General features: G+C 69.7%; 15 protein-coding genes. 11 read left to right on the forward strand and 4 right to left on the reverse strand.

Annotation, left to right across the window (positions count from 1 at the left end):
* Window position 1: 1 nt before the first annotated feature.
* Complete coding sequence (locus tag H7K45_RS31065) at window positions 2-244, reverse strand: Lrp/AsnC family transcriptional regulator (RefSeq protein ID WP_264000054.1); 243 nt, start codon at window positions 242-244, stop codon at window positions 2-4.
* A 100-nt stretch (window positions 245-344) separates the two neighbouring features.
* Between H7K45_RS31065 and H7K45_RS31070 the strand changes: the two genes are divergently transcribed.
* Together H7K45_RS31070 and H7K45_RS31075 are read left to right on the forward strand one after the other, a co-directional pair.
* Complete coding sequence (locus H7K45_RS31070) at window positions 345-1,301, forward strand: thiamine-phosphate kinase (protein WP_264000055.1); 957 nt, start codon at window positions 345-347, stop codon at window positions 1,299-1,301.
* Window positions 1,302-1,328: 27 nt separating this feature from the next.
* The gene (locus tag H7K45_RS31075; RefSeq protein ID WP_264000056.1) at window positions 1,329-2,012 is read left to right on the forward strand and encodes a uracil-DNA glycosylase; all 684 of its coding nucleotides are present in this window, start codon (window positions 1,329-1,331) and stop codon (window positions 2,010-2,012) included.
* A gap of 16 nt (window positions 2,013-2,028) precedes the next feature.
* Here the strand turns inward: H7K45_RS31075 and rpmB are convergent, their stop codons facing one another.
* Window positions 2,029-2,223, reverse strand: a complete 195-nt coding sequence (gene rpmB / locus H7K45_RS31080) for a 50S ribosomal protein L28 (protein ID WP_264000057.1) — start codon at window positions 2,221-2,223, stop codon at window positions 2,029-2,031.
* A gap of 213 nt (window positions 2,224-2,436) precedes the next feature.
* On the opposite strand from rpmB, the gene H7K45_RS31085 reads away from it, so the two are divergent.
* The 3 genes from H7K45_RS31085 to H7K45_RS31095 are packed head-to-tail and all read left to right on the forward strand — an operon-like array spanning window position 2,437 to window position 7,018.
* Window positions 2,437-4,065: a DAK2 domain-containing protein gene (locus H7K45_RS31085; protein WP_264000058.1), complete on the forward strand. Its 1,629-nt coding sequence runs from the start codon at window positions 2,437-2,439 to the stop codon at window positions 4,063-4,065.
* Window positions 4,066-4,067: 2 nt separating this feature from the next.
* Window positions 4,068-6,320, forward strand: coding sequence for an ATP-dependent DNA helicase RecG (gene recG / locus H7K45_RS31090; RefSeq protein WP_264000059.1), 2,253 nt, complete (start codon window positions 4,068-4,070; stop codon window positions 6,318-6,320).
* Complete coding sequence (locus H7K45_RS31095) at window positions 6,317-7,018, forward strand: HNH endonuclease family protein (protein ID WP_264000060.1); 702 nt, start codon at window positions 6,317-6,319, stop codon at window positions 7,016-7,018. Before recG ends, H7K45_RS31095 begins: the two co-directional genes overlap by 4 nt.
* Window positions 7,019-7,024: 6 nt before the next feature.
* On the opposite strand, the gene H7K45_RS31100 is transcribed toward H7K45_RS31095, so the two are convergent.
* Together H7K45_RS31100 and H7K45_RS31105 are read right to left on the reverse strand one after the other, a co-directional pair.
* Window positions 7,025-7,858 (reverse strand): aldo/keto reductase, encoded by an 834-nt coding sequence (locus H7K45_RS31100; protein ID WP_264000061.1) that lies wholly within the window; start codon window positions 7,856-7,858, stop codon window positions 7,025-7,027.
* 5 nt (window positions 7,859-7,863) lie between these two features.
* Window positions 7,864-8,721 carry an aldo/keto reductase gene (locus H7K45_RS31105; RefSeq protein WP_264000062.1) on the reverse strand — a complete coding sequence of 286 codons (858 nt, stop codon included), beginning with the start codon at window positions 8,719-8,721 and terminating at the stop codon, window positions 7,864-7,866.
* Between H7K45_RS31105 and H7K45_RS31110 the strand changes: the two genes are divergently transcribed.
* From H7K45_RS31110 to coaD, 6 genes are read left to right on the forward strand one after another with little or no spacing between them, the layout of a single operon-like run.
* Window positions 8,720-9,844 carry an alpha/beta hydrolase gene (locus H7K45_RS31110; RefSeq protein ID WP_264000063.1) on the forward strand — a complete coding sequence of 375 codons (1,125 nt, stop codon included), beginning with the start codon at window positions 8,720-8,722 and terminating at the stop codon, window positions 9,842-9,844. The genes H7K45_RS31105 and H7K45_RS31110 overlap by 2 nt on opposite strands.
* Before the next feature lie 34 nt (window positions 9,845-9,878).
* Window positions 9,879-10,736 carry a DsbA family protein gene (locus H7K45_RS31115; RefSeq protein WP_264000064.1) on the forward strand — a complete coding sequence of 286 codons (858 nt, stop codon included), beginning with the start codon at window positions 9,879-9,881 and terminating at the stop codon, window positions 10,734-10,736.
* Entirely contained in the window at window positions 10,733-11,362 is a 630-nt protein-coding gene (locus tag H7K45_RS31120; protein ID WP_372512704.1) for a vitamin K epoxide reductase family protein, read from the forward strand. Before H7K45_RS31115 ends, H7K45_RS31120 begins: the two co-directional genes overlap by 4 nt.
* A 36-nt stretch (window positions 11,363-11,398) precedes the next feature.
* The gene (locus H7K45_RS31125; protein ID WP_264000065.1) at window positions 11,399-14,800 is read left to right on the forward strand and encodes a pyruvate carboxylase; all 3,402 of its coding nucleotides are present in this window, start codon (window positions 11,399-11,401) and stop codon (window positions 14,798-14,800) included.
* Complete coding sequence (rsmD, locus tag H7K45_RS31130) at window positions 14,797-15,363, forward strand: 16S rRNA (guanine(966)-N(2))-methyltransferase RsmD (protein ID WP_264000089.1); 567 nt, start codon at window positions 14,797-14,799, stop codon at window positions 15,361-15,363. Before H7K45_RS31125 ends, rsmD begins: the two co-directional genes overlap by 4 nt.
* A gap of 11 nt (window positions 15,364-15,374) precedes the next feature.
* Window positions 15,375-15,854: a pantetheine-phosphate adenylyltransferase gene (gene coaD, locus H7K45_RS31135; protein ID WP_264000066.1), complete on the forward strand. Its 480-nt coding sequence runs from the start codon at window positions 15,375-15,377 to the stop codon at window positions 15,852-15,854.
* The last annotated feature ends 173 nt before the right edge of the window (window positions 15,855-16,027 follow it).

Below are 16,027 nucleotides of genomic sequence, written 5' to 3' on the forward strand. Positions count from 1 at the left end.
TCTAGGAGTGCACCGCCCCGGCGACGGGACACGTCAGGGTTCGGGTGATACCGGTCACGGCCTGAACGCTGGGGACGACGACCGTCTGCAGCTCCGAGGCGGTCTGGGCCGCCACGCGCACCACGACGTCGTAGGGACCGGTGACGTACTCCGCCGACGACACCCCCGGCAGCGCGCCCAGTTGCTTGGCGACCACTTCGGCACGACCGACCTCGGTCTGAATCAGCATGAATGCCTCGACCACTCGCGCCGTCCTCCGTTCGGGCTGCATAGACTCCACGCCGCAGGGACCCAAACCTACCGCAGGTCGCGCCGGTGTTCAGGACTCGCAACCAAGGGGTGACATGTCAGACGACGAGCGAGCCGAGACGCTGGGAGACCTTGGCGAGTTCACGGTGATCGATCGGCTCGTGGCCGGTCGTACGCATCCGTCTGGCGTGCTGGTCGGGCCCGGTGACGACGCCGCAGTGGTCACGGCGCCCGACGGACGGGTGGTGCTGTCCACCGACATGTTGGTCGAGGGCAGGCACTTTCGCCTCGACTGGTCCACGCCGTACGACGTCGGCCGCAAGGCGATCGCCCAGAACGCAGCGGACGTCGAGGCGATGGGCGCTGCGGCGACGTCGTTCGTCGTCGCGTTCGGGGCGCCTGCGGCGACCCCCGGTGCCGCCGCGCAGGAGCTCTCCGACGGCATGTGGGCCGAGGCGGCGACGGTGGGGGCGAGCATCGTCGGGGGAGACCTGGTCGCCGCGCCGCTGTGGGTGGTCTCGGTGACCGTGCTCGGCGATCTGGCCGGCCGGTCCGCCGTGCCGATCGGTGGTGCGCGGCCGGGCGACACGGTGGCCGTCGTCGGCGCCCTTGGGCGGTCGGCGGCGGGATACGAGCTGTGGTGCAACGACGTTCGCGGTTTCGCCGACCTGCGTAGTGATCACCTCGTGCCGACCGTGCCCTATGGGCAGGGGCGAGTGGCCGCCGACGCCGGCGCCACGGCGATGACCGACGTGTCCGACGGGTTGCTCGCCGATCTGCGCCACGTCGCCGACGCCTCGGCCGTGGGGGTGGACCTGTCGCGCGAGTCGCTGACCGCCGACCACGACGCCGTCGCGGCGGCGGCGACCGCGGTCGGGGCAGACCCGTGGGGTCTCGTGCTCGGCGGCGGTGAGGACCACGCGCTGGTCGCCACGTTCCCCGGTGAGGTGCCCGCGGGGTGGCGTGCCGTCGGCGTGGTGCTCGAGGGCCCGGCGCGGGTGCTGGTCGACGGGGCGTCGTGGACCGGGCCGGGGGGCTGGCGGTCGTTCTGAGGTCACCGGCCGCTAGGTTGACCTCTCGTGACTGCGCGCCCCCTCTCCGAACTCGTCGACCCGGGTTGGGCCACCGCCCTTGCCCCGGTCGAGGACCACGTCGCCCGGATGGGCGAATTCCTGCGCTCCGAGATCGCCGCGGGTCAGCGCTACCTGCCTGCGGGGGAGAACGTGTTGCGCGCCTTCACCTTTCCGCTCGAGAAGGTGCGGGTGCTCATCGTCGGGCAGGATCCGTACCCGACGCCCGGTCATGCCGTCGGCCTGAGCTTCTCGGTGGCCCCCGACGTCCGTCCGCTGCCGCGCAGCCTGGACAACGTCTTCAAGGAGTACGTCACCGATCTGGGCCATGCCGCACCCACCTGCGGTGACCTGACGCCATGGGCCGACCAGGGCGTGATGATGCTCAACAGGGTGCTGACGGTGCGGTCCGGCAGCCCGGCCTCGCATCGCGGCAAGGGGTGGGAGGCCGTCACCGACTGCGCCATCCGGGCCTTGGTGGACAGGCCGACACCACTGGTGGCAGTGCTGTGGGGTCGCGACGCGCAGACACTGAAGCCGATGCTGACGGGTGCGCACTGCGCCACCATCGAATCGGTGCATCCGTCGCCGTTGTCGGCGTCGCGTGGGTTCTTCGGCTCGCGGCCGTTCAGCCGGGCCAACGAGCTACTCGTCGAGCTGGGTGGGGAACCCGTCGACTGGCGCCTGCCGTAAGGGCGGGCGCCGGCGATCAGCCGCGCGTGACCTTGCCGGCCTTGATGCACGAGGTGCAGGCGTTGATGCGCTTCTTGTTGCCACCGGGGCGGGAGACGGCGTGCACCGTCTGAATGTTCGGGTCCCACCGGCGGTTCGTCCGACGGTGGGAGTGCGACACCGACTTGCCGAAGCCGGGGCCCTTTCCGCAGACATCGCAAACCGCAGCCATGTGAAACTCCTTGATCGGTACTGGGGGCCAACGACCGCAACGCGGGTGACCCAACAACCTGACCAGGATACCGGCCGCCCCGGCGATCGCCAAAACGATGTCCACCGGCGCGGCAGCTCGTGGATGAATGCGGCGGCACCGGGGCGGTGTCGGGCAGAGTGGCTAGGCTGACGCGCACGTGGCCGCGTTGGGTCGAGGGAGAGGCGGTGGGGCATGTCCGCACGCCGTCTCGACGCCTCCGCGTTGAGCGAATGGGCGCACACCGCCGTCGACCACCTCATCGGCCGGACCGACGAGATCAACCGGCTCAACGTGTTTCCCGTCGCCGATGCCGACACCGGAACGAACATGCTGTTCACCATGCGGGCGGCAGGCGCCCGCGCCGAATCCCTGCAGACCACCGACGTCGCCCAGGTGGCCGCCGCCCTCGCCGAGGGTGCGCTCCAAGGTGCCCGCGGCAACTCGGGGGTGATCCTGTCTCAGATCCTGCGCGGCCTCGCCGACGTCGCGGGCGGCGCCGCCGAGCAGCGCGAGGGCGTGCTCGCCGACCTCGACGGCCCGCTGCTCGCGTCGTCGTTGCGGCATGCGGTCGTGTTGGCCGAGGCGTCGGTGGGCGAGTCGGTCCCGGGCACCATCGTCTCGGTACTGGCGGCCGCGGCGGGAGCTGCCGAAGGCTCTGCAGACGACGGCGCCGACGTCGCCGAGGTCGTCGCAACGGCGGCCGACGCCGCGGTCGTCGCCCTGGAGAAGACCACCGAGCAACTCGACGTGCTCGCCGAGGCGGGCGTGGTGGACGCCGGGGGCCGGGGTCTGCTGGTCCTGCTCGACGCCCTCACCGCCACCCTCACCGGGCACGCCCCACACCGCTCGACGTACGAACGCGCCGGACTGGACCCGTCCCCGGTCGAGGCGGCCGCCGGGGCGCCGCCCCGGTTCGAGGTGATGTACGTCCTCGACGGGTGCGACCACGCCGGCCTGGAGGCACTGCGGACGCGCCTGGAACAGCTGGGCGACTCGGTGACGATCGCCGCGTCGGGAACCGACGGGCGCTACTCGGTGCACGTGCACACCGACGACGCGGGCGCCGCGGTGGAGGCCGGGCTGGGCGCCGGTGGTCCGAGCCGCATCCAGATCACCGCACTGACGGGCGGCGGTGGCCGGCCCTCGGGTGGCTGGACGCGCGACCGGGCCGTCCTGGCCGTCGTCGACGGCGACGGCGCCGCCAGCCTGTTCGAGGGCGAGGGCGCACACGTCCTTCGGCAGGACGCCGACGCCGCGATCAGCGCCAATCACCTGCTGCGCGCCCTCGTCGACGCGGGTGCCGCGCAGATTTTGGTGCTGCCCAACGGTTACGTCGCGGCCGAGGAGCTGGTGGCCGGGTGTACGGCCGCGATCGGGTGGGGCATCGACGTGGTGCCGGTGCCGGCGGGCTCGATGGTGCAGGGGTTGGCCGCGCTGGCCGTCCACGACGTGACGCGCCAAGCAGTCGACGACGGCTACACGATGGCCCGGGCTGCGGCCGGCGCCCGGCACGGGTCGGTTCGCGTGGCAGAGGAGAAGGCGCTGACCTGGGCAGGTTCGTGCCGGCCCGGTGACGGGCTCGCGATCTCCGGTGACGAGGTGCTCATCGTCGCGCGGGACGTCACCGCCGCGGGCGCCGGTCTGATCGACCTGCTGCTGGGTGCCGGCGGCGAACTCGTCACCGTGTTGACCGGCGACGGGGTCGACCCCGAGGTGGGTGCGGCGTTACGCGAGCACGTGCACCGGCACCACCTCGGTGCCGAGCTGGTGACCTATCACACGGGCCACCGAGGTGACGCCTTGCTGATCGGAGTGGAGTAGAGGTGACGGTCAAGCTCACCGACCGGCTGGACCGGGTCATCGGCGCCAAGTCCGCCAAGCCGTTGGAGGAACACCTTGGTCTGCGCACGGTCGACGACCTCTTGCGCCACTACCCACGCAGCTACAGCCACGGCATCTCGGTACTCGAGGAGGGCTGGGAGCCGCCCCGGGAGGGTGACCACGTCACCTTCGTCGACGTGATCGCCAAGGCCGACCTCCGCTGGACCCGAGGTCAGCCCCAGCGCCAATTCCTGGTCGTCACCCTGGCCAACAGCAAACCGAGGGTCACGGCCACCTTCTTCAACGCCAAGTTCAGCAAGCACATCCTGACGGAGGGCACCCGGCTGATGCTCTCGGGTGAGGTCGGCTACTTCAACGGCACGATGCAGTTGACGCACCCGGCGTTCCTGGTGCTGGAGGGCGCCGGTAAGGGCCGGGGTACCAAGTCACTCGCCACGATCGCCGAGACCTCGCGCGCCGCCGACGGGGAGGTGCTGCTGTCGGCCTTCGACCGCGACTTCTTTCCCATCTACCCGGCGACGGCCAAGGTGCAGAGCTGGGACCTCTACGCGTGCGTGCGCCAGGTGCTCGACGTGCTGGACCCCTTCGACGACCCGCTGCCCGAACCCCTTCGCTACCACTGGGATCTGCCCACCGAGGACGAGGCGCTGCGTGACATCCACCTCGCCGAGCGCGAGCAGGAGCGCGAACGCGCTCGGCTGCGGCTGGCGTTCGACGAGGCCGTCGGGCTGCAGTGGGCGCTGGTCGAACGGCGCCACGGCGAGCTGAGCTCGACGGGACCGTCGGCGCCACCGCGGGCGGGGGGACTGGCGACCGCACTGGGCGAGCAGTTGCCGTTCGACCTCACCGAGGGGCAACGCGAGGTCCACGAGGTGCTGAGGGCCGAACTCGCCGGCGACAAGCCGATGCACCGCATGCTGCAGGGCGAGGTGGGCTCGGGCAAGACGATCGTCTCCGTGCTGGCGATGGCGCAGATGGTCGACGCCGGGTACCAGTGCGCGTTGCTGGCTCCTACCGAAGTGCTTGCCGTGCAACACTTCCGATCCATTCGCGACGTCCTCGGGCCGTTGGCGTCGGCTGGTGAGCTCGGCGGTCAGGAGGGTGCCACCCGGGTGGCGCTGCTGACCGGGTCGATGACCGCCTCGCACAAACGTCTCGTGCGCGACGAGGTCGCCAGCGGTGAGGCGGGCATCGTCATCGGTACCCACGCGCTGCTGCAGGACGCCGTCGACTTTCGCAACCTCGGCATGGTGGTCGTCGACGAGCAGCACCGGTTCGGGGTCGAGCAGCGCGACCGCTTGCGCGCCAAGGCCGTCGAGGGCATCACGCCACACCTGCTGGTGATGACGGCGACGCCCATACCGCGGACGGTTGCGCTCACGGTGTACGGCGACCTGGAGACCTCGGTGCTGCGTGAGCTGCCACGGGGCAGGCAGCCGATCGTCACCAACACCATCTTCGTCGGGCAGCAGCCGGCCTGGCTGCAACGGGCCTGGCAGCGCATCGTCGAGGAGGTCGACGCGGGCCGCCAAGCCTACGTCGTCGCCTCCCGCATCGACGAGAACGACGGCACGGCAAAGGGATCCGGTAAGAAGGGCGCGACGGCCAACCAGGACGGGCCCCCGACCACCTCGGTGGTCGAGCTGTTCGAGACGTTGAGCGCCGGGCCGCTGCGGGGCCTGCGGCTCGGTCTGATGCACGGCAGGCTGCCCGCCGAGGAGAAGGACGCCGTGATGACGGCGTTCCGCGCCGGCGAGGTCGACGTGCTGGTGTGCACGACGGTGATCGAGGTCGGCGTCGACGTGCCCAACGCCACGGTGATGGTCGTCATGGACGCCGATCGGTTCGGGATCAGCCAGCTGCATCAGCTGCGGGGTCGCATCGGGCGCGGTACACACCCCAGCCTGTGTCTGCTGGCGTCCAACATGCGTGAGGATTCCAAGGCGGGCGGACGGCTGAAGGCCGTCGCCTCCACTCAGGACGGCTTCGTCCTCGCCGACCTGGACCTCGAAGAGCGGCGCGAAGGCGACGTGCTGGGGTTGAGCCAATCGGGAAGGCCCATCACGCTGAAGATGCTCTCGCTGGCCGAGCACCGCGAGGTCATCGAGGCGGCCAGGGCGTTCGTCGAGGAGATCTACGACGTCGACCCCACGCTCGCCGACAACCCCGGAATCGCGACGCTGGCAGCGCCGTTCGCCGAGACCGAGCGCGTCGAATACCTGGACAAGGCGTGAAGTCACCCGCCTGGCTGATCGCAGGGGTAGCCGTGGCCATCCTGGTGGCCATCCAGGTCACCACCGCCGCCGGCCGCGCGGAGCGCTTCGTCGCGGGCGCAGACGTCCCCGTGATGGCCGCCGGGGTGGACGTCCTGGCCGGAATTCCGTCGATACCGGCTCGGGTGCACGGAAACGACTACCGCCGAGCGGCTTTCGGCGAGGCCTGGACCGACGACACGTCGGCACCCGGCGGCCACAACGGCTGCGACACCCGCAACGACATCCTCGACCGCGACCTGGTCGACAAGACCTTCACGGCCATCTCGCGGTGCCCCACCGCCGTCGCCACCGGCACGTTGTACGACCCGTACACCAACGAGACCATCCCGTTCACCCGCGGAAACCAGGTGGGCGCCGCCGTCCAGATCGACCACATCGTGCCGCTGGCCCTGGCCTGGGATCTCGGCGCCAGGAACTGGACCGACGACATGCGCCGCAGATTCGCCAACGACCCCGCGAATCTCCTTGCGGTGCAGGGCAAGGCGAATCAGGACAAGGGTGACTCCGAGCCGGCCGACTGGATGCCGCCCAATCACGCGTTCTGGTGTCAGTACTCGGTGCAGTTCGCCGCGGTGCTGCGCGGTTACGCCCTGCCGGTCGACGACCGTTCGGCGGTGGTGCTGCGCGACGCCGCGAGCACCTGTCCGCTTGGCTAGTGGGGTCTACCCGTTGTAGGTGGCCGGGTCGTCGCGGAAGCGGGTGCCCTCGTCGAGAGCGTTGAGCGCGTCCATGTGCTCGTTGGCGAGTTCGAACTCGAAGACGTCGGCGTTGTCGACGATGCGCTGCGGGGTGGCCGAGCGGGGGATCACGACGTTGCCGAGTTGCAGGCTCCACCGGATCAGCACCTGGGCCGGGGTCTTGCCGTACTCACCGGCGATCGACGTCACCGTCGGGTTGTCGAGCAAGCGCCCGACGCCAAGCGGTCCGTAGGCCTCGGTCACGATGTCGTGCTCGGCGTTGGCCGCGCGCAACGACGCCTGGTTGAGCAGGGGGTGTAGCTCGATCTGGTTGATCGCCGGCGCGACGTAGGACAGGTCGATCAGGTTGGACAGATCCTCGGCGGAGAAGTTGCAGACACCGATCGACTTGGCGAGACCGTCCTCGCGGATCTTCAGCATCCCGCCCCAGCTGTGCAGGTAGACACCGGGATCGGTGCCCGGCCAGTGGATGAGGTATGCGTCGACGTAGTCGGTTCCGAGCCGGTCGAGGCTGGCCCGGCACGCGTCCTGCGCCGCCCGGAAGCCCTGGTCGGCGTGCGCGAGCTTCGTCGTGACGAAGATCTCGGCGCGCGGGATGCCGGACGCGGCGATGGCGCGTCCCACCGCCGCTTCGTTGCCGTAGGCCGATGCGGTGTCGATGAGCCGGACGCCGATCTCCAGCGCGGTGGAGACTGCGCGTTCGGTTTCGTCGTCGGAGAGCTCGCCGACCCCGATCCCGAGCGACGGGATGCTGTTCTCGTCGTTGAGTGCCACCGCTGGAATTGCCGCCGAGGTCATGTCACCTACCCTGTGAAGTTGAAGGTCCGTGGATCCGGACCAAGTCGAGTTCCGTCGTCGAGCGTTGCGATCGACGCCATGTCCGAGTCGCTGAGTGCGAAGTCGAACACGTCGAAGTTGCTCGCAATCCTGTCGGGGTTGACCGATTTCGGGATGACGATATTACCGAGCTGGACGTGCCACCTAATCAGCACCTGCGCTGGTGTCTTGCCGTGTGCCTCGGCAATGTCGACCACGGTCGCGTTCTCGAGCAGCGACCCTTGCCCCAGTGGGCTCCACGCCTCCGTGGCGATGCCCATCTTCGCGTGTACCTCCCGCAACTCCGGTTGGGGCAGAAGGGGATGCAGCTCGATCTGGTTGACCGCGGGCACTATTCCGGTCGCGTCGACCAGGGTGGTCAAGTGTTCGGGTTCGAAGTTGCTGACGCCAATCGAGCGAATGCGGCCCTGATCGCGTAGATGAGCGAAGGCCCGGAAGGTGTCGACGAAGCGGTTCACCTCGGGCAGCGGCCAGTGCACGAGATACAGGTCGAGGTAGTCGAGTCCCAACTTCGTCATGCTGAGGTCGAACGCCCGCAACGTGGAGTCATAGCCCTGGTCGGCGTTCCACAGCTTGGTGACCACGTAGACGTCGTCCCTGGCCACGCCCGTCTCGGCCGCGCCGGCGAGCGCCAGCCCGACCTCCTCTTCGTTGCCGTATGCCGCAGCGGTGTCGACGTGCCGATAGCCTGCGTCCAAGGCGGCGCGAACGGCACGCTCGGTCTCGCCGGCCGGGGTCTGCCACACGCCCAGGCCGACGGTGGGTATCGAATGACCGTCGTTCAGCACGACCGTGGAAGCCGACGAGTTCGAAGGAGATGCCATGACGGCGAGTCTGCCAGTCCGACCCGTGCCCCACGCGGAGGCCGCGCTGCCGGGGCGCGCCCGGCTCGTGATGACCAACACCGCCAGCCGCGTGATGCTGCGGCTGCTGCCGCACCTGCCCGACGCCGTCAAGCGGTTGCTGCTGGGCCGCCGCACGGTGATGGTCGACGGCAACACCCTGGACACCACGCTGCAGTTCATGCTGGCCGCGCAACGGTCGGCGGGCGTCAACGGGCTGGTCGCCAGCAGTGACGTCGCCGTCGCCAGATCTCAGCTGCGCACGCTGTCGGCGATGATCGACGCCGGTATCTCGGTCGGCGTGCGGGACTCGACCATTCCCGGTCCGGCGGGCCCGCTCCCGGTGCGGCATTACAGCCCGGTCGACGCGGGGGTGGCGGCACAGCCGGCTCCGCTGATGGTGTTCTTCCACGGCGGCGGCTTCGTCGTCGGAGACCTCGAGACCCACGACGCGCTCTGCCGGTTGCTGTGCCGCGACGCCGGTGTGCACGTCATGGCCGTCGACTACCGGCTGGCGCCCGAACACCCCGCGCCCGCCGCGGTCGAGGACTGCTACGCGGCCTATCGCTGGGCACTGGCGCACGCCGCCGACCTCGGCGCCGACCCGGCACGGGTGGCCGTCGGCGGCGACAGTGCCGGGGGCAACCTCGCTGCGGTGGTCTCCCAGCTGGCGCGCAACGACGCGATCGCCCTTCCCGCACTACAACTGTTGCTCTACCCGGCCGTCGACTTCGCCAGCGACACGAGATCGAAGACCCTCTTCGCCGACGGCTTCTTCCTCACCAAGAAGGACATGGACTGGTTCCGGGACAACTACCTGGCCGGGTCGGCACTCGACGTCGCCGACCCGCGGGTGTCACCGCTGCTGGCCGACGACCTCTCCGGCCTGCCTCCGGCGATGGTCCTCACCGGCGGCTTCGACCCGTTGCGCGACGAGGGCAACCAGTACGCCGAGGCGCTGGCCGCCGCGGGCGTCACCGTCGACCATCGGCAGTTCGGCCCCGTGGTGCACGCCTTCGCCAACTTCTTCCCGCTCGGCGGCGCCAGCGCGACCGCCACCGCCGAGGTGGTCTCGGCCGTTCGGGCACACCTGAGCCGGGCCTAAGAAACCCGCCTCGGGCCGCCGGTACCCTAGTGCCGTGGCCACGAAACCCAAGAAGACTGCCAGCTACGACCTGAAGGCTGCCGACCGCCGGCGCAACGTCATGATTCAGGTCGGACTCACCGCGGTGGTGGTCATCTTCGCGGTGGCGCTGGTGGCCTACATCGTCAGCTCCGGCAGCACGAAACCGGCCGGTGGCGAGGCGAAGTCGATTCGCGTGGCGACGAGCAACGTGGTCACCAAGCCGGGCACCACCGAGCCCAAGGCCGTGGTGTCGCTCTACGAGGACTTTCTCTGCCCGGTGTGCGGGAACTTCGAGAAGACCTTCGGCCCCACGATCAGCCAGCTGATCGACAGCGGCGCGATAGCCACCGACTTCTACATGGTCGCCATCCTCGACCGCCCCGCCAATCAGAACTACTCGTCACGCGCCGGCGCGGCCGCCTACTGCGTGGCCGACGAGGACACCACCCCCGACAAGCAGGCGTTCCGTCGCTTCCACGCGGCGATGTACGCCCAGCAGCCCAGTGAGACGGGCACGTCCTTCCCGACCAACGCGCAGCTGATCGAGACCGCGCGGCAGGCCGGCGTGGTCGGCAAGGTGCCCGACTGCATCAACAACGGCCGCTACCTCGACATGGTGAAGGGCCTCGCGGCCGCGACCAAGGTCACCGGCACGCCGACCGTGCGCATCAACGGCGAGGACTACCAGTTCTCCACCCCCGACGCGCTGGTGGCCAAGATCAAGGGGATCGTCGGCGACATCCCCGGCGCAAGCTCTGCCCCCGCCGCACCGGCGCCGGTCCAGCCGGGCGGCACCCCGACGGCCACCGCGCCCGTCCAGACCCCGGCCGCGGCACCGCCGGTCGGTTCGACCCCCACCACCACGAGATGACCTCGACCGCCACCGAGCCGACCCCGTCGGCCGAGCCCGACGAACGCCGGTACCCCCGGCCAATCGGCATGCCGAGCGCGGTGTGGGTGCTCATCGCCGGAGCGGTCGGCCTGACCGCCGCGCTGACGCTGACGATCGAGAAGATCGAATTGCTGATCGACCCCGCCTACGTGCCGTCGTGCAGCATCAACCCGGTGTTGTCGTGCGGTTCGGTGATGGTGACCCCGCAGGCGTCGGAATTCGGATTCCCCAACTCGTTGCTCGGCATCGTGGCGTTCTCCGTCGTCGTCGTCGCCGGTGTGCTCGCCGTGGCGAAGGTGGCCTTGCCGCAATGGTTTTGGACTGGTCTGGCGATCGGGACGCTGATCGGCACGGTCTTCGTGCACTGGCTGATCTACCAGAGCCTGTACGTCATCGGCGCACTGTGCCCGTACTGCATGGTGGTGTGGTCGACGACGATCCCGCTGCTGGTCGTCGTCTCCTCGATCGCCCTGCGCCCGTTGGCGGGCAACGGTTTCGGCCGGATCGTCTACCAGTGGCGCTGGTCGCTGGTGGCGCTGTGGTTCACCGGACTGATCCTGCTGATCCTGGTCCGCTTCTGGAACTACTGGTCGACGTTGATCTAGACCGGTCTGGGTGAGGACCGCGTTAGGGTAGCCCGCGTGATCTCCAAACTCCTGGTCGCCAACCGCGGTGAGATAGCCATCCGGGCGTTCCGTGCCGCCTACGAGATGGACATCGCCACCGTGGCGGTCTATGCCTACGAGGATCGCAACTCGGCGCACCGGTTGAAGGCCGACGAGTCCTATCAGATCGGGGAGCCGGGTCACCCCGTCCGGTCCTACCTGTCGATCGACGAGATCATCCGGGTCGCCCGCCACGCCGGTGCCGACGCGGTGTACCCGGGTTACGGGTTCCTCTCCGAGAATCCCGGCCTGGCCGCCGCGTGCGCAGAGGCCGGCATCACCTTCGTCGGTCCCGGCGCCCACGTCCTGGAGCTGACCGGCAACAAGGCCCGCGCGATCGCCGCGGCCCGCGACGCCGGACTGCCCGTCCTGGCGTCCTCGGAGCCGTCGACGTCGGTCGAGGAGCTGGTCGCCGCGGCGGACGGGACGGAGTTCCCGCTATTCGTCAAGGCGGTGTCCGGCGGCGGGGGCCGCGGCATGCGCCGCGTCGGCGATCCCGACGCCCTCGCCGAGTCGATCGAGGCCGCGAGCAGGGAGGCGGAGTCGGCGTTCGGCGACGGCAACGTCTACCTCGAGCAGGCGGTGCTCAACCCGCGCCACATCGAGGTGCAGATCCTTGCCGACGCCAAGGGCAACGTGATGCACCTCTACGAGCGCGACTGCAGCGTGCAGCGCCGTCACCAGAAGGTCGTCGAGCTCGCGCCGGCTCCCAACCTGTCCGAGGAGGTGCGGGCGACGATCTGCGGGGACGCGGTGGCCTTCGCCCGCCAGATCGGGTACTCGTGCGCCGGGACGGTGGAATTCCTGCTCGACGAGCGCGGCAACCACGTCTTCATCGAGATGAACCCCCGCATCCAGGTCGAGCACACCGTCACCGAGGAGATCACCGACGTCGACCTCGTCGCCAGCCAGCTGCGCATCGCGGCGGGGGAGACCCTGGCCGATCTCGGTCTGAGCCAGGACACGCTGCCTGCCCCCCGGGGCTTCGCCATGCAGTGCCGCATCACCACCGAGGATCCCGCCAACGGCTTCCGGCCCGACACCGGGCGCATCACCGGATATCGGTCCCCGGGTGGCGCGGGCATCCGCCTGGACGGCGGCACCACCCTTGGCGCCGAGATCGGCGCGCACTTCGACTCGATGCTGGTGAAGCTGACCTGCCGGGGCCGGGACTTCACGACGGCGGTGGCCAGGGCCCGGCGGGCGCTTGCCGAGTTCCGCATCCGCGGGGTGTCGACGAACATTCCGTTCCTGCTGTCGGTGGTCGACGATCCCGACTTCCGCGCCGGCCGCGTCACGACGTCGTTCATCGACGAGCGACCCCAGTTGCTGACCGGGAACGCCTCGGCCGACCGGGGCTCCAAGATCATCAACTATCTCGCCGAAGTGACGGTCAACTCGCCCTATGGCACCCGCGACCGGGTCTACCCGCAGGACAAGCTGCCCGGCATCGAGATCCGCGACACCGAATCCACCCCGCCGCCCGGCAGCCGCCAGCGCCTCGTCGAACTGGGCCCAGAGGGCTTCGCGGCATGGCTGCGCGATTCCCCGGCCGTCGGGGTCACCGACACCACCTTCCGCGACGCCCATCAGTCGCTGCTCGCGACCCGGGTGCGCACGTCCGGCCTGCTGGCCGTCGCGCCGTACGTCGCCAGGATGACCCCGGAATTGCTGTCGCTGGAGTGCTGGGGCGGCGCCACCTACGACGTCGCCCTGCGGTTCCTCAAGGAGGACCCCTGGGAGCGGCTGGCGGCGCTGCGCGAGGTGGTGCCCAACATCTGCCTGCAGATGCTGCTGCGGGGCCGCAACACCGTCGGCTACACCCCGTATCCGGACGTGGTGACCACGGCCTTCGTCGAGGAGGCCACGGCCACCGGAATCGACATCTACCGAATCTTCGACGCGCTCAACGACGTCGACTCGATGCGGCCGGCGATCGACGCGGTCCGCGAGACCGGCAGGGCCGTGGCCGAGGTGGCGCTGTGCTACACCGGCGACCTGTCCGATCCCGGTGAGACGCTCTACACGCTGGACTACTACCTGCGCCTCGCCGAGCAGATCGTCGAGGCCGGTGCCCACGTCTTGGCGATCAAGGACATGGCCGGGTTGCTGCGGGCGCCCGCGGCGACGACTCTGGTCTCGGCGTTGCGCAGCCGGTTCGACCTGCCGGTGCACGTTCACACCCACGACACTCCCGGCGGGCAACTGGCGACCTACACCGCGGCGTGGCAGGCGGGCGCCAGCGCGGTCGACGGGGCGGCGGCGCCGATGGCGGGCACCACCAGTCAACCGTCGCTGTCCTCGATCGTCGCCGCGGCCATGCACACCCCGTATGACACCGGGCTCTCGCTGGCCAACGTGTGCGATCTGGAACCGTATTGGGAGGCGCTGCGAAAGGTGTACGCGCCCTTCGATGTTGCAGCGTCTGGTCCTCCCGCCCCGACGGGCCGGGTGTACCGCCACGAAATTCCCGGCGGTCAGCTGTCCAACCTGCGTCAGCAGGCCATCGCGCTGGGTCTGGACAATCGGTTCGAAGACGTCGAGGACGCCTACGCCGGTGCCGACCGGGTGCTTGGTCACCTGGTGAAGGTGACGCCGTCGTCCAAGGTGGTCGGCGATCTGGCGCTCGCCTTGGTCGGCGCCGGTGTCACGGCCGACGAATTCGCTTCCGACCCAAGTCGTTTCGACATCCCGGACTCGGTCATCGGATTCCTGCGCGGTGACCTGGGCGACCCGCCCGGCGGTTGGCCGGAACCGTTGCGCACCGAGGCGCTGGCAGGACGTCCGCCCGCCAAGCCGATCCCCGATCTCGGCGCGGACGACGAAGCCCTGTTGGGGCAGTCGGGACCGGTCCGCCAACGGACGCTCAACCGGCTGCTGTTCCCCGGGCCGACACGGGAATTCGAGGCACACCGGGAGGTCTACGGCGACACGTCGCGGTTGTCGGCGAACCAGTTCTTCTACGGTCTGCGTCACGGCGACGAGCACCGCGTTCAGATCGAGCGGGGCGTCGACCTGATCATCGGTCTGGAGGCCATCTCCGAACCCGACGAGCGGGGAATGCGCACGGTGATGTGCATCCTGAACGGGCAGTTGCGGCCGGTCGTGGTGCGCGACGAGAGCGTCGCCGACACCGTGCCCGCCGCGGAGAAGGCCGACCGGACCAACGCCGACCACGTCGCCGCGCCGTTCGCGGGCGTCGTGACAGTCGACGTCGAGCCCGGCGCCACGGTCGAGGCGGGGGAGACCATCGCGACGATCGAGGCCATGAAGATGGAGGCGGCGATCACCGCGCCCAAGGCGGGCACCGTGCAACGCGTGGCGGTTTCGACCACCGCGCAGGTCGAGGGTGGCGACCTCTTGGCGGTGATTTCCTGACCCGGATCATCGGTGGCCGGTTCGGCGGCCGGCGGCTCGTGGTGCCGCAGGGTCGCGCCGGGCGCGGCACCCGTCCGACCACCGACCGGGTCCGCGAGTCGTTGTTCAACGTTCTCACCGCGCGACTGGACTTTGCGGGCAGCGCGGTGCTGGACCTCTTCGCGGGCTCGGGTGCCCTTGGCCTGGAAGCACTTTCGCGGGGAGCCGCGACCGCGCTCTTCGTCGAGGCCGACCGGCGCGCGGCCGCCGTCATCACCCAGAACGTGACCGCGCTTGGCGCGACGGGGGCGACGGTGCGGTGCGGCACCGTCGACTCGGTGTTGGCGGTGGGTGCCGACCGACCGGCGGACCTGGTGTTCGCCGACCCGCCGTACGAGGTGTCGTCGGCCGACGTGGCCGCGGTGCTGACGGCCCTGGTCGACGGCGGCTGGGTGGCCCAGGGCGCCGTCGCGGTCCTCGAGCGGCCTGCGTCGGCGCCGCCGGTGGCGTGGCCCGCGGGATGGACGGCCGACCGGGACCGCCGCTACGGGGACACCCGGCTGGAGTTTGGCGAGATCGCGTAGCGTCGTCGGGCATGAGTGGCGCCATATGCCCGGGCTCGTTCGATCCCGTCACCCTCGGTCACGTCGACGTATTCGAACGTGCGGCCGCGCAGTTCGACGAGATCGTCGTCGCCGTGCTGGTCAATCCCAACAAGTCCGGCATGTTCACCGCCTCCGAACGCATCGAGCTCATCGAGGAGTCGACGGCGCACCTGCCGAACGTGCGGGTGGAGAGCGGCACCGGACTGGTGGTGGACTTCGCGACATCGCGTGGGTTCTCGGCCATCGTCAAGGGTCTGCGATCGGGTGCCGACTTCGAGTACGAGCTTCAGATGGCGCAGATGAACAAGCACGTCGCGGGCGTCGACACGTTCTTCGTGGCGACCAATCCGCGGTACTCCTTCGTGTCGTCGTCGTTGGCCAAGGAGGTCGCAATGCTCGGTGGCGACGTCTCGGCGTTGCTGCCGGAGCCGGTCAACGCGCGGTTGCGATCCAAGCTCGCCGCGCGCTGATCGCCGCCCCGCCCGTGCATCCAGTGTGCGCACAGATCGCGAATGTCGTGGCGGACTCAAGTGGTCGCTGCAACACCTGATTGGTTGAGGGGTGTTGTTCGATGGGGTTTCGCAAGCACGGCAGCAAAACGGTTCCCGCGGCGGCGCGCGGGGTGTTTCTGGAGGCGTTGAGG

Origin of the sequence: Mycobacterium yunnanensis (genome assembly GCF_025823185.1) — a bacterium.
GTDB lineage: Bacteria > Actinomycetota > Actinomycetes > Mycobacteriales > Mycobacteriaceae > Mycobacterium > Mycobacterium yunnanensis.

Coding starts and splice junctions, on each gene's coding strand:
- H7K45_RS31085 (WP_264000058.1), top strand. CDS start 2,437: ATGTCCGCACGCCGTCTCGACGCCTCCGCGTTGAGCGAATGGGCGCAC.
- H7K45_RS31110 (WP_264000063.1), top strand. CDS start 8,720: ATGACGGCGAGTCTGCCAGTCCGACCCGTGCCCCACGCGGAGGCCGCG.
- H7K45_RS31105 (WP_264000062.1), bottom strand. CDS start 8,721: ATGGCATCTCCTTCGAACTCGTCGGCTTCCACGGTCGTGCTGAACGAC.
- coaD (WP_264000066.1), top strand. CDS start 15,375: ATGAGTGGCGCCATATGCCCGGGCTCGTTCGATCCCGTCACCCTCGGT.
- H7K45_RS31100 (WP_264000061.1), bottom strand. CDS start 7,858: ATGACCTCGGCGGCAATTCCAGCGGTGGCACTCAACGACGAGAACAGC.
- rpmB (WP_264000057.1), bottom strand. CDS start 2,223: ATGGCTGCGGTTTGCGATGTCTGCGGAAAGGGCCCCGGCTTCGGCAAG.
- H7K45_RS31120 (WP_372512704.1), top strand. CDS start 10,733: ATGACCTCGACCGCCACCGAGCCGACCCCGTCGGCCGAGCCCGACGAA.
- H7K45_RS31070 (WP_264000055.1), top strand. CDS start 345: ATGTCAGACGACGAGCGAGCCGAGACGCTGGGAGACCTTGGCGAGTTC.